The organism is Pontibacter brevis (assembly GCF_054779655.1).
Window position 1 is genome coordinate 111,485 of the sequence record NZ_BAAGXV010000031.1, and the last position, 13,400, is coordinate 124,884.

8 protein-coding genes are annotated in these 13,400 nt (G+C 49.5%); 7 read left to right on the plus strand and 1 reads right to left on the minus strand.

What is annotated here, in order from left to right:
* Nucleotides 1–77: 77 nt before the first annotated feature.
* The 3 genes from ACYVB1_RS10455 to ACYVB1_RS10465 all read left to right on the plus strand — a co-directional run bounded on the left by ACYVB1_RS10455 (nucleotide 78) and on the right by ACYVB1_RS10465 (nucleotide 4,990).
* The gene (locus tag ACYVB1_RS10455) at nucleotides 78–2,813 is read left to right on the plus strand and encodes an alkaline phosphatase PhoX (RefSeq protein WP_460923518.1); all 2,736 of its coding nucleotides are present in this window, start codon (nucleotides 78–80) and stop codon (nucleotides 2,811–2,813) included.
* Nucleotides 2,814–2,981: 168 nt separating this feature from the next.
* On the plus strand, nucleotides 2,982–3,914 hold the full coding sequence (locus ACYVB1_RS10460) for a leucine-rich repeat domain-containing protein (protein WP_460923519.1): 933 nt from the start codon (nucleotides 2,982–2,984) through the stop codon (nucleotides 3,912–3,914).
* Nucleotides 3,915–4,027: 113 nt separating this feature from the next.
* On the plus strand, nucleotides 4,028–4,990 hold the full coding sequence (locus tag ACYVB1_RS10465) for a DNA adenine methylase (protein WP_460923520.1): 963 nt from the start codon (nucleotides 4,028–4,030) through the stop codon (nucleotides 4,988–4,990).
* On the opposite strand, the gene ACYVB1_RS10470 is transcribed toward ACYVB1_RS10465, so the two are convergent.
* Complete coding sequence (locus ACYVB1_RS10470) at nucleotides 4,976–5,506, minus strand: hypothetical protein (protein WP_460923521.1); 531 nt, start codon at nucleotides 5,504–5,506, stop codon at nucleotides 4,976–4,978. The genes ACYVB1_RS10465 and ACYVB1_RS10470 overlap by 15 nt on opposite strands.
* Nucleotides 5,507–5,932: 426 nt before the next feature.
* Between ACYVB1_RS10470 and ACYVB1_RS10475 the strand changes: the two genes are divergently transcribed.
* The 4 genes from ACYVB1_RS10475 (at nucleotide 5,933) to ACYVB1_RS10490 (ending at nucleotide 13,379) form a co-directional block, all read left to right on the plus strand.
* Entirely contained in the window at nucleotides 5,933–6,601 is a 669-nt protein-coding gene (locus tag ACYVB1_RS10475) for a hypothetical protein (protein ID WP_460923522.1), read from the plus strand.
* 357 nt (nucleotides 6,602–6,958) lie between these two features.
* Nucleotides 6,959–10,387, plus strand: a complete 3,429-nt coding sequence (locus ACYVB1_RS10480; protein WP_460923523.1) for a HEAT repeat domain-containing protein — start codon at nucleotides 6,959–6,961, stop codon at nucleotides 10,385–10,387.
* A gap of 634 nt (nucleotides 10,388–11,021) precedes the next feature.
* Complete coding sequence (locus ACYVB1_RS10485; protein ID WP_460923524.1) at nucleotides 11,022–12,023, plus strand: formylglycine-generating enzyme family protein; 1,002 nt, start codon at nucleotides 11,022–11,024, stop codon at nucleotides 12,021–12,023.
* A 36-nt stretch (nucleotides 12,024–12,059) separates the two neighbouring features.
* Nucleotides 12,060–13,379: a Gfo/Idh/MocA family protein gene (locus ACYVB1_RS10490; RefSeq protein WP_460923525.1), complete on the plus strand. Its 1,320-nt coding sequence runs from the start codon at nucleotides 12,060–12,062 to the stop codon at nucleotides 13,377–13,379.
* Nucleotides 13,380–13,400 lie beyond the last annotated feature (21 nt).

Below are 13,400 nucleotides of genomic sequence, written 5' to 3' on the forward strand. Positions count from 1 at the left end.
TTTCGCATCAGTTGAAATCAGATTAAATTTTCACTTACATGCATACACTCTACAAAGCATTGCTCTTAGCAGCAACCATGCCCCTACACCCTTTCCTGGCTGGCAGCAGTTTTGCACAATCACAACCTTATATTTTCACTAGGAGCGTCTCCTCAGGTGCCGACGATGTGGAAGAAGCAGCGTCTGGCAGTGTGTACACCAATAGCACTGACCTGGAGTTAGTATATGATAATAACAAGACCAAAAATCAAACTATTGGAATTCGCTTCACAAATATTACTATTCCGACTAATGCTGTTATCTCCAAAGCCTATGTCCAGTTCACGACAGATGAGGTAACTAAAAAAACGTGCACCCTCCGCATTGAGGGACAGGCAACAGATCATGCCCTTCCTTTCTCCCAAACTGCTTTCGACGTCTCCTCACGTTCCCGGACAAGTACAAAAATAAACTGGACACCTTCTAATTGGAATACAGTAAATGAAGCCGCTGCCGCCCAAGCTACCCCAGACCTGAAAGCTGTGGTGCAGGAGATTGTAAGCCGCCCAGGTTGGAAAAGCGGCAATGCCATGGCGCTTCTGATAACGGGTAGCGGAAAAAGAACAGCCGCTGCCTTTGAAGGCTCGGCAACTGGTGCACCAAAGCTTGTTGTAGAATACACTGTGCCGGTTGAAGCTCCGGTTGCTACGGCAGGCGCTTTTCCTGTTAAAAAGAACTCGGTGTGGAAGTACCATGACAAAGGCGTGGACCTGGGCACGTCATGGACAGGCACCGGCTACGATGACGCGGCCTGGGCTTCCGGTGCAGCGGTGTTAGGCTACGGTGACCCGGTGAACACCTCCTTAAGCTTTGGCGACAGCACCAACAAATACCCTGCTTACTACCTGCGCCACACCTTTAACGTGGAAGATGCAGCCGTTTACGACACGCTCGTGTTCAATATTCGTCGCGACGATGGTGCAGTAGTTTACCTGAACGGCGTAGAGCAGTTCAGGACCAATATGCCAACGGGCACCATTACCTACAATTCCGCTGCCGTGACGGCCATTGGCTGGAGCGCCGAAACCACCTATTACACCTTTAAAGTGCCTGCAGCCCAGCTGAAGAGCGGGAACAATGTGCTGGCCGTGTCGCTGCACCAGGCAAACGCAACCAGCTCCGATCTTTTGTTTGACATGGAGGTAACAGGCGTATTGAAGACAGTGTCTGCTCCTGCTCCCGAAACAGCAGGCAACATCGGAAACTTCACGTCCATTACACCTATGGCCCAGGGAGAAACTTTTATTTACCCGAGCTCCCACATTTTTCAGAAAATAGCTAAATCAGGAACAACGCGCTATACTTCGGGCAGCACCAGTACCATGCCGAACGGCAACGACTTTACGGCCTATGTGGCACAGAGCGGGAGCAGCAAGGCGGGCTTCCTCTCTGTTAACCATGAAAACAGCCCTGGGGGAGTTTCACTGTTGAACGTGGGTTTAGACGAGCAAACCATGCTGTGGACCGTGAACGGAGTTCATAAAATGGACTTCTCTCCTGTAGTCAAAACAGAACGCAACTGCTCGGGCGGCATTACCCCCTGGGGCACTGTTATCACCTCTGAGGAAACCTATGTGACGGGCGATGTGAACGCTGACGGCTACCAGGACATTGGCTGGAATGTGGAGTTCGACCCGGCCACTAACAAATTGCGCGACTACGACGGCGACGGCAAACCTGATAAACTCTGGGCTATGGGCAGAATGAAGCACGAAAACGTGGCAGTAGGCAAAGACGGCGTTACAGTATACCAGGGAGAAGACGGCGGCACCAGCTGCGTCTATAAATTTGTGGCAAATAAAGCAGGCGATCTCTCTGCCGGCACCCTGTATGTGCTGAAGCGGAATGCCAGCAACCCTTCGCTTGGCGACTGGGTTCAGGTGCCGAACACCACGCAATCAGACCGGAACAATACCAGCACCCTTGCATCCGCACTGGGCGGCACCAACTGGAGCAATGTAGAAGACGTTGAGTTTGGTCCTGACGGCAGAACGTACTTCTCCTCTAAAGTGACGGGCACTGTCTGGCGCTTTACTGATAACGGATCAACGGTTTCAGGCATTGAGGCCTGGGTAACGAACCAGGATTACCCTATCACGCATGAAGGAGGTACACAGCTTGTAAACTTCGGAACAGGCATCGACAACCTTGTATTTGACGGAGAGGGCAACTTGTGGGCTATTCAGGATGGTGGCCGCAATAATATATGGGTGATCCGTAAGGATCATACGCCTGCCAGTCCGAAAGTAGAGATTTTTGCCTCAGTTCCGATTGGTTCAGAAGCAACCGGCCTGACGTTTACACCTGACTTCCGTTATGGCTTTCTTTCCATTCAGAACCCAAGCACCACAAACACGCAGTCACAGCCAGATGCCTCCGGCGAGCAGGTGGTGTTCAACGCCTCTACCACCATTGTGTTTGCCAGAAAGGAATACCTTGGCCAGGCAGCAACTACGCTGGCAGGCAGCACTTCAACCGGTGCTGCGCAGGCAATGCCGGAGTTGTCTGGAAACAACATACAGGTGCAGGTATACCCTAACCCTTTCCAGGCAGGCACACAGGTTAGCGTGACGATGCCTGAGAAAGCACCGGTAACCCTGGAACTGCTTTCGATGGCTGGCAAAAAGGTGCAAACGCTGGTTAACGGCACCTTAGATGCCGGCAACCACAGCTTCCGCATAGACGCCAAGGGACTGGCCTACGGTATGTACATCCTGCGCATCAGCAGCAACAAGCAGGTAACTACCCAGAAAGTAATGCACACAGGTAACTAATCTCATCTGGCGGAGCGGGAACTGCCCCTGGCTTTTCCCGCTCCCACTATTCATCAATCAAAAAGCTTGTCGACACTTTTGTTCTGACAGGACTCCCCCACAAGCAAAGGCGGGAGTCCTGTAAAAGCAGCTTTAGCAGATTTTATAAATGTCCAGGAGTACATGAACATGAAGAACCTTTACCTAATCGGCCTGTTAACCACCTTCCTGTTCTTTCACCAGGAAGTTTACGGGCAGGCCAATTTGCTGACGGCACAGGAACTGGAGAGCAGCCCGGTCTACTACCATGTAGCGGAGGCGCTGCAGCAAAAAGAAAAGGTATTTCACCTGAACATCAGGGAGCAGAACTACTACAGCTTTACACCAGACATATGCCAGCTGGAAAACCTGCAGTACCTCAACGCCATGAAAAACAAGATAGCCGACATCGCCCCGGAAGTAGGCTCCCTGAAGCAGCTGCAGGATGCGAATTTCCAGGAAAACAACATCAAAGGTTTACCGGATTCCTTTTTTGAACTATCCAACCTGAAAGCCCTTAATCTGAACCACAACCAACTCGCTGAGTTGAGTGCGGGTTTTGGTGCGCTGCGGCAGCTTGAAACGCTGCAACTGAGCGAAAACAGGCTCCGGTCCATTTCGTCGCAGGTAAAAACGATGCGCTCCCTGAAAACGCTCAACCTTTCTTATAACCAACTGGAAACCGTTCCGGCGCCTTTAGGGGAGCTGCGCCAGCTCAAAGACCTGTCGCTGTCACAGAACCAGTTGCACACCGTACCGGAAGCGCTCTCCAAATTAAAAAAGCTTGAAAGCCTGGCTCTGGACCACAACCAGATTACTTCAATTCCCGGGCAACTGGGGAAGCTAAAAACATTGAAGGTGCTGCTGCTGGGATACAACCAGTTAAAAAGGGTACCTGAAGAACTGACAGGACTTGAAAACCTGGAACTGCTGGACCTGAGCTACAACCAATTAACGGCAATGCCCGCTGGCCTGCAGCACCTGGAGAAGCTAAGCACCCTGCTGCTCATGGGCAATTCTTTTTCAGAAGAAGAGAAAGCCCGCATTCGGCAGGAGCTTCCGGGGGCAACGGTGGTCTTCTAAACCCGCGCATGCTTCTTTTATCAACTTGCCCCAATACCGGAATTTAATGTCACCAGTTGTAAATGGTACTAAGGATAAATAAGTATTTTTGCGCCCTGGCATAAGGAATACAAATGGTATCAGACACAACGAGAGGGGCAGATATAAAACCATTTCTGAAATGGGCGGGTGGCAAAACGCAGTTACTTCCGGCTATCGAGGCAAAACTGACTTTGCTATTACAGCACAAAAACAGCATCGACTTTATTGAGCCCTTTGCCGGCAGTGGTGCCGTTTTGTTTTTCATGCTCAGGCAGTACGGCAAATATGTAAAGCACGCTGTTATCAACGATATTAACACCACCCTCACCGACTGCTATCTTGCCATCAAGCAATCGCCGGAGCACCTGATAAGAGAACTTGCCGCGCTTGAACAGCAGTATTTCTCTTACACATCAGAAGAGGACAGGAAAAAACTTTTCCTGGAGAAGAGAGCGGAGTTCAACCAACTAGAGGCAAACCCAGTCCTAAAAAGTGCTTTGATGATTTTCCTGAACAAGACCTGCTTTAACGGCTTGTACCGGGTTAACACCAAGGGTGGTTTTAATGTGCCGTTTGGCAAATATGCCAACCCTACCATTTGCAATGCCCCGGTCATTCGGGCCAACAGTGAGGCCCTGCAGAAAGTGGAAATACTGAACACAGACTTTAGGGAAACGGAGAAATACATTCACTCGGATGCTTTCTTTTACTTCGACCCGCCTTACAAACCAATCAGCACCACCGCCTCTTTTAACGCTTATGCCAAAGAGGGATTCGCAGATGAAGACCAAATCAGGCTAAAGGAGTTCTGCGACACGGTGCATGAGGGGCAGGCTTATTTCGTGCAAAGCAACTCTGACACCACCAACAACGACGAGAGCAACAGCTTTTTCCAGGACCTGTACCAGGACTATACTATAGGGCAGGTAAAAGCCAAAAGAGCCATCAATTCGAAAGGCAGTGGCCGCGGTGAAATCTTTGAACTGCTTATCTCCAACGATAGTGTTTTAGAAGGCACCGAACCTGCTCAAAAGGAAGCTTTACGCACTTCTTAATTTCAGGACTTTAACTCCTGCTACCTCCGCAGCAACAAGATACCTTGGTACCAAGCGCCCAACTGTTACATAGTGCTTCCCGCTGCCGACAGGAGTTGATGTTTTCTTTTCTCTGAAGTCTGCCATGCGCTGCTTAAACCAGTCACGTGTGGCCGGCATGGGCAATACGTGCAGTTCCCGCTCCTCCACAAAATAATAGTAGACATAATCTGCTTCAGTATATAGAAAACAACCGGGGGTGCCTTTTCCTTCGTTGCTGCAGGTTTCAAAAAAGTATTTGCCTGTTTTGTACCACCTGTCGCCTTTCACTTCTATCCGGATGGTTTTGATGCTTCCGTCGTCAAGCTTTCTTCTCCACAACAAATCAATATCCTTCTCTCTGTAGGTGGGGTCCCTTTCTACATTGATCACTTCTACTGTGTCGGGTTGCCTCCGCAACAGCGCTTCTATGTCTGCGGCTGCTTTGTCTGCCACTTGTGTAGCACCCTCTATCGAATATTTTCTTAGGTCCGGCATAAGCTAGTGTACAGTTCAAAGCGTCAATAAACTTTTCCGGTGTGACAAAAGCGACTGGCAAGGCAGCATAGAGTAGCGCAGTCTTACCGACTTATGGCTTCATGCCCATTCTCTTTCCGAAACGAAAGAGTTTTCCCTGGGTTATGGAGTGTGCCTGCATCAGCGAAAAAAGAGATAAAACAAGCCTCTTCGTGGTAATTAAACAGGTCTCATACTTACCGCACAACGTTTAAACACCCTTCTTTAACTTTTCCTATAGATGTTCAGACAAAGAGCACCTGTTTTATTTTACTGGATTTTCCATTCACTAACTAAATAAAATCTTTAACCATCAAAAAGAACAACCTAACCACCAAATAAAGCACTGATAGCCAGTTCACCACTATGTGGCCGTAGGTATTTTCAACTAAACAAAAATATAAAATTATGAATATCAAAAATCTATTCCCGGCACCAACAAAATTTATTACGGCGGCAGCCATGGCATTTACCTTCGCTTCCTGCGAACAGTCAGACATCTCTCCTGATGCAAACCTTGCAGCACAGAATGTGGAGGAGGCGCACCAGAAAGGCGTGAACAAAGGCTCTGCTATTGAGCGTATGTTTATGGCTGACCTCATGCCATTGAACAACTCAGGTGTAACAGGTAAAGCCACCATCACTGTGGATGCGAATGTACTTACAGTAGAAGTAATGGCATCAGGGCTGGAGCCAAACCTACCTCACCCGCAGCACATCCACGGATTTATGGAGAACAACAGAAACTCTACCTGCCCTACTCCTGCTGATGACACTAACGGCGATGGCTTTGTTGACCTCGTGGAAGGTCTTCCTTCTTATGGCCCTGTTCTTCTTGAACTGTACGTGCCAATTGATGAGTTTCCTGTAGCGGACGCATCCGGAAACCTATACTACAAGCGCACCTTTAACCTCGGTGAAGTAGAGTTTGAGGAAGAAGGTAAGGTGATTGACTACAAGGATCTAAAGCCGCTTCAGAACAGAGCAATCGTATTACATGGCCTTACTGTGAATGGCACCTACGTGGCAACAATGCCTGTTGCCTGTGGTCAGATTATGCCTCTTAACAAGAAATAAAACTCCTATGATGCAACAGGCTTGGCTAAGCCGCTGAATCTTAGGTTAAATAGAGAATGACCCGGAAAGAGGGAGCGTGGTTTTATTACTGCGCTCCCTCTTTTGCCTTTCAGGCAACTTTCCTGGAGACAGGAGAGTCATCCACCTGCTGCCTCCATCAGAGTAAGTAATCACATTAAAACAGATTCTACTGTTAAATGAAGTATTATTTCTTAACTTAAGATTTGATTGGTAGCAGAATAGCCCTTTACCCTATTGATTTCAGTCACAAAAAGGTTCCTCTCCTGCCCTTTCAAACACTACATTAAGAAACCCAACAGAAACCATTTAAGTCAAATTGATTGCATATCATTTAAAATGAGAAAGGCTGTTTTAGCATCCCTGAGAAAAAACCGCAAAGCGTTCCTGATGTCGGCCCTGTTTCCTGTCGTACTCTTTACAGGATACAAGGCACAGGACCCCGTTGACAGAAGAATCAAGCAAATGGCTCCTGCGGAGGTTGCCCAACTGGCTAAATCCATTGAGGCGCTCGTTACTCCTGAACTGGCTGAAGGCCTTACGCTTCGCTTATGGGGCGTGGACTCCCTGGTGGCAGACCCTATTTCCATCGACATAGATGACCAGGGGCGACTGTATTACACTAGGACCAACAGGCAGAAGAATTCAGAGTTCGATATCCGGGGACACCAGGACTGGGAGATTGGCTCCATTCAGCTAAAAACGGTTGAGGAGAAACGAGCCTTCCTGCACAGGGTACTGGCTCCGGAAAACAGCAAGCAAAACGAATGGCTAGCAGACCTGAACAAAGACGGCTCCCACGACTGGCGGGACATGACGGTTGAAAAGGAGCATGTGTACCGCCTGGAGGATACAGACGGTGATGGCCTGGCAGACAGATCGCAGCTGGTGGTAGAGGATTTTCATGATGAGGTAACCGATGTGGCCGGGGCTATTATGTCGCATGGCGATGACCTTTTTGTAGGCGTGGCTCCTGACTTATGGCGCATAAAAGATAAAAACGGGGATGGCATTGCCGACGAAAAGACCTCTATTTCGCACGGCTACGGCATACACATCGGGTTTGGCGGCCACGGCATGTCCGGCCTGGAAATGGGACCTGACGGCAAAATCTACTGGGGCATTGGCGACATCGGGTTTAACGGAACAGGACCTGACGGACAGAAGTGGGAACACCCGAACGACGGCGTCATTGTAAGGGCTAACCCGGATGGCAGTGATTTTGAAGTATTTGCCCATGGCCTCCGCAATACGCATGAGTTTGTTTTTGACGAATATGGCAACCTCATCAGCGAAGATAATGACGGTGACCATCCCGGAGAAAAGGAACGACTTGTATATATTGTGAACGGCTCCGACACCGGCTGGCGCACCAACTGGCAGTTTGGCAAGTACCGTGACCCGGACAACAACACCTATAAAGTGTGGATGGACGAGAACATGTACAAGCCACGGTTTGAAGGACAGGCTGCCTATATCACACCGGCCATTGCCAACTTTGTGAGCGGCCCGACCGGCATGCTGTATAATCCGGGTACAGCCCTGAGTCCGAAGTACAAGAACACCTTCTTCATTGCTGAGTTTGTGGGCAACCCCGCCCGCTCCGGCATCCATGCTTTTAAGCTGAACCCTAAAGGAGCTTCCTTTGAACTTGGAAAAAGTGAAAAAATTATGAGTGGCGTACTGGCGACCGGTATCGATTTTGGTCCGGATGGCGCGCTGTATGCCGCAGACTGGATTGATGGCTGGAACACAAAAGACCACGGCCGCATCTGGAAACTAGACGACAAAGACGGGGCAGCCTGGCCTGAGCGTCAGCTGACCAAAAAGCTTCTGGCAGAGGATTTCAGCAACAGAAAAGATAACGAGCTGGGTGACTTATTAAAGAACCAGGACATGCGCGTAAGGCAGAAGGCGCAGTTTGAACTGGCAAAGCGCGGTGCAAGCGGTGCGAGTGTGTTTCAGAAAAGCATTAAGCAAAGAGACAATCAGCTAGCCCGTGTGCATGGCATCTGGGGCATCAGCCAGTTAGCCCGTCAAGATAAGAATTACGCAAAAGTGCTGGTGCCTCTCCTGAAGGACAAGGACCCGGAGATAAGAGCACAGGCGGCCAAGTGGCTAGGCGATATCCGGTACAAGGAAGCAGGCAAGCAACTGATGCCACTCTTAAAGGATGAGAACAGCCGTGCCCGTTTCTTTGCGGCAGAAGCGTTGGGTAGAATAGCCCATGAACCGGCAGTTAATCCTATCATTGCTATGTTGAAAGCGAATAACGATAAAGATGCTTATTTACGACATGCCGGAAGTTTAGCCTTAGCCCGCATTGGAAAAGCGGAGCCAATTCTTGCATTAGCCAACGATCCTTCACGGGGTGCACGCATTGCCGCCGTGGTAGCCCTTCGGCGCATGCAGCATCCGGGTGTTGCCAACTTCCTGAAGGATCAAGATGAGTACATTGTAACAGAAGCAGCCCGAGCCATCAACGACGACCTGTCTATTGAAGCGGCACTCCCTGCCCTGGGCAACGTACTGCAGGACCCTCGCTTTAAGAACGAAGCCCTGCTACGGCGCGCGATCAATGCCAACCTACGGGTAGGCACTGAGCAGGCCATGCAAAACCTGATTGACTACTCCTTAAAAGAAGGTGCTCCGGCAGAAATGAGAGCGGAAGCTATCGCAGCACTCAGCACCTGGGCAAAGCCATCTGTGCTGGACCGCGTAGACGGGCGCTACAGAGGCGTTGTTGAAAGAGATCCTGCGATGGTTAAAAGCAAGGCAGCAGATGCCCTTATCCAGGCCACCGGAAGTTCAGAAGCACCTATACGGTTAAGCGCTGTAAAAGCCATTGGCAAACTTAACATCGACAAAGCTTCTCCCCAGCTATTTGCCAGCCTGAAAAATGACAAAAATGCGGAAGTGCGCGTAGAAGCACTTCGTGCACTGGCATCAAATAAAGATCCACAGATAGGAAAAGCCATTGAGCAGGCCATTTCAGATCCGGAGAAAAACGTACGCGTAGCAGGACTTGACATGCTAACAGACATGGACATTTCGAAAGAGCTTATGGTGAAGCTGCTGGCTGATGTGATTGAAAAGAGAACGCCTGAAGAAAAGCAGGCTGCGCTGATGACGCTCGGGGAGCTGCCGGTAGAACACACGCAGCCGGTGTTTGACCAGTTACTGACGAAGTATGCCAATGGAAAGCTTCCGGCGGAAATTCAACTGGAACTGGCCGAGGCAGTTGCCAGCACCCGCTCTGCGAAGTTAATCGCCAGACATAAAGAAATCAGTGCGAAACAATCACCGGATGCTCTGGCGGCCTCTTTTGAAGGCAGCTTGCATGGGGGTGACCCTAATCGTGGAAGAAGAATATTCTTCAGCCATCAGACGGCGCAGTGTATCCGATGCCACTCCTACGATGATTTAGGCGGCAATGCCGGTCCTCGTCTGAATGGTATCTCTAAGAAGCTTACCCGTCCGCAGTTACTGGAGGCCTTGATCAACCCAAGCGCTCGCCTGGCACCAGGCTATGGTGTGGTGACGCTGGAACTGAAAAATGGCCAGACCGTTAGCGGCATCCTCCAGGGAGAGTCTCAGAACAGCGTATCCGTGAAAGTAGGCGGACAACCTGAAACCGTGATCAAGAAGAGTGATATCGCGAAAAGAACGAATGCTGCTTCCAGTATGCCGAACATGCAGTATCTCCTGACGAAAAGAGAGATACGGGATCTGGTGAGCTTTCTTTCTACCCTGGAGGAAGACAGTTGATGATTTAAAATGGATTCCACGTAATATAGCTCACAAAGCTGTGCACATGCATTGAGAATTCATCTGGCAGGGTTTCATAAGGTGATGAACCTGCTGTTTCATACATCTCTGTCCGAAACTAAACTGCCGGAAACATAATTGAAGCACTTTTTACTTATCCCGGCCAAACCTTCCCTCATCTTACGCCATCAACTCAAGAATTACGATTGCCGTTATTGTGTCTTTTGACCAACAACCACTCCTCCTCCAAGACGGAGAATGCAGTATAGCTGCTTTTGATTACTGTGAAACAGCCAATCTTACCTACCAGTATCAGGTAAATTCTTAATTAGCAGCCAAAAAAAACTGTCACATTTATAATTTTTATTGGGTGATTACTTGCTTATCTTGTCATTTATAATAAAATTATATGAATTATGAGTTTGATGATTTCTGTTCTTAGATTCTTTAACGGCGAACTAGTCTTCAACCGGCAGAAAATAACACCTTGACGGAAGCAGCTTATGCAGGGATAGGGCTGCCTTTACAAGCATGTTACAACATGCAGGTGCTCCGGACTAGTGCCGAATGCCTCAGAAGAGCGACCAGAATTTACAGAAAACCTAAAACAGTATCAGAAACAATAACAGCTTGCATGAATATTTCGAAACTGTCTTTTCACCTCTTTATAGCTGGGTTTACCTCTTTCACGCTGATCTCCCACAATGCCCACTCCCAGCAGTCTCCCAAGGAGCCGTACACGCAGGAAATCGCCGGCACGCAACTAAAGTTTGACATGGTGGCTATTCCTGGTGGTGAATTCATGATGGGGAGCCCTGCGGGTGAAAAAGGAAGAGACGAAGACGAAGGGCCACAGCACACGGTCAAACTCTATCCCTTCTGGATGAGCAAACATGAAGTAACGTGGGATATTTTTGAGCCTTTTGTTTACAAAGACTATGAGGTAACCCAAAGCAATGGCAACGTGAGTGCAGAAGTGGATGCTGTCGCGCGGCCAACAAAGCCTTACCTGGACATGACGTTTGGCATGGGCAAAGAAAGCCATCCCGCCGTTGGCATGACCCAGTATTCCGCCATTCAGTTCTGCAAGTGGCTGTACGCCAGAACAGGGGTTTTCTACCGCCTGCCAACTGAGGCGGAATGGGAATACGCCAGCAGGGCAGGCACTACAACAGCCTATTCTTTTGGCGACGATGCCTCCAAACTTGATGAGTACGCGTGGCACCTGGCGAACAGCAAGGAGGAAACACACCCTGTCGGAAGTAAGAAGCCGAATGCCTGGGGGCTGTACGACATGCACGGCAATGTAGCCGAATGGACCGCAGACCAGTACATCCCGGATTACTATAAAAAATCTAAAAGCAAGACCATCAGCAACCCTGTAGCCACTCCAACAGAACTATACCCGCATGTAATCAGAGGAGGTTCTTTTGAAGATGAGCCAGCCGCGCTGCGCTCTGCAAACAGGGAGGGCTCAGACCCCAACTGGAAAAGAATTGATCCGCAGATACCGAAAAGCAACTGGTGGTTTCCAGAGGCTCCTTTTGTCGGCCTTCGGTTAGTACGCCCGGTGACCCCGCCCTCAAAAGCGGAGATAGAGGCTTACTACAACCAAGAACCCACTCCTGACTATTAATTTGTATACGTTAAACCTTAATCCCATAATAACAGCATGAAAGATTTCGACTCGAATAAGCGAAGAGAATTCCTGAAGGCATCTGCCATACTGGCCGGTGGCGCAATGTTGAGCAGCCTGCCCCTGGCAGGTGCTTATGCAGCAGGAAAAGGCACCATCAAAATTGCCCTTATCGGCTGCGGCGGCAGAGGTACAGGAGCCGCTTTTCAGGCTCTCACAACAAAGCATGATGTGCAGCTGGTAGCCATGGCAGATGCTTTCCGTGACCGCCTTGACAAAAGCTACGAAAGCCTGTTTGGTAAATTTGGGAAAGCAAAAGTAAATGTTCCGGAGAGCAAGAAATTTGTAGGGTTTGACGGATATAAACAGGCTATCGCTGAAGCAGATGTTGTGCTGCTGGCTACTCCCCCGGGTTTCAGGCCAATCCACTTCGAGGAGGCTGTGAGCAAAAACAAGCACGTGTTCATGGAGAAGCCTGTTGCCACAGACTCTCCGGGTATACGCAAAGTGCTGGCTGCGGCCGAAGAAGCAAAGAAAAAGAAACTGAATGTGGTGGTGGGCTTACAGCGCCGCTACCAGAACAACTACCGCGAAACCATCAAGCGGATAGAGGATGGCGCCATCGGCGACATCGTGTCCGGACAGGTTTACTGGAACAGCGGCGGCGTGTGGGTGCGCCCACGCGAAGCAAACCAAACCGAGATGGAATACCAGATGCGAAACTGGTACTATTTCAACTGGCTTTGCGGCGACCACATTACCGAGCAGCATGTGCATAACATTGATATCGCGAATTGGGTGAAAAACAGCTACCCGGTTTCAGCACAGGGAACGGGAAGCCGTTTCCAGCGAACAGGTAAAGAGTACGGCGAAATCTTCGACAACCACACAGTAGAGTTTTTATATGCCGATGGCTCCGTTATCCAGAGCCAGTGCCGCCATTACGAAGGCACCAAAAACCGGGTGGATGAAAGCTTCCAGGGCACAAAGGGAAAAGTATATCTTTCTGCCAACAACGATGGTAAGCTATGGGATTATAAAGGAAACTCCCTGTACGACCATGCTGGCAAAAACGACCCGAACCCCTACCAGACTGAGCACGATGAGTTGTTTGCCGCTATAGCTGCAGGTCAGTATAAATTTGCAGATGCAGAGCGTTCAGCGCTGAGTACCATGACCTCCCTTATGGGCCGCTACGCAACCTACTCCGGACAGGAAATTAAGTGGGAGGATGCGCTTAACTCCAATATCAACCTGATGCCGGAGACTTTCGCATGGGACGCAAAGCCAAAAGTGTTACCAGATGCCAATGGATTTTACCCTGTTCCGATACCAGGTAAAACAAAAGTAATTTAACCTATTTCTCATTTACTATAA

Bases quoted from the DNA above. Each gene is read 5' to 3' on its own strand.
- ACYVB1_RS10465 (WP_460923520.1), top strand. From the start codon at position 4,028: ATGGTATCAGACACAACGAGAGGGGCAGATATAAAACCATTTCTGAAA.
- ACYVB1_RS10460 (WP_460923519.1), top strand. From the start codon at position 2,982: ATGAAGAACCTTTACCTAATCGGCCTGTTAACCACCTTCCTGTTCTTT.
- ACYVB1_RS10490 (WP_460923525.1), top strand. From the start codon at position 12,060: ATGAAAGATTTCGACTCGAATAAGCGAAGAGAATTCCTGAAGGCATCT.
- ACYVB1_RS10485 (WP_460923524.1), top strand. From the start codon at position 11,022: ATGAATATTTCGAAACTGTCTTTTCACCTCTTTATAGCTGGGTTTACC.
- ACYVB1_RS10455 (WP_460923518.1), top strand. From the start codon at position 78: ATGCCCCTACACCCTTTCCTGGCTGGCAGCAGTTTTGCACAATCACAA.
- ACYVB1_RS10480 (WP_460923523.1), top strand. From the start codon at position 6,959: ATGAGAAAGGCTGTTTTAGCATCCCTGAGAAAAAACCGCAAAGCGTTC.
- ACYVB1_RS10470 (WP_460923521.1), bottom strand. From the start codon at position 5,506: ATGCCGGACCTAAGAAAATATTCGATAGAGGGTGCTACACAAGTGGCA.
- ACYVB1_RS10475 (WP_460923522.1), top strand. From the start codon at position 5,933: ATGAATATCAAAAATCTATTCCCGGCACCAACAAAATTTATTACGGCG.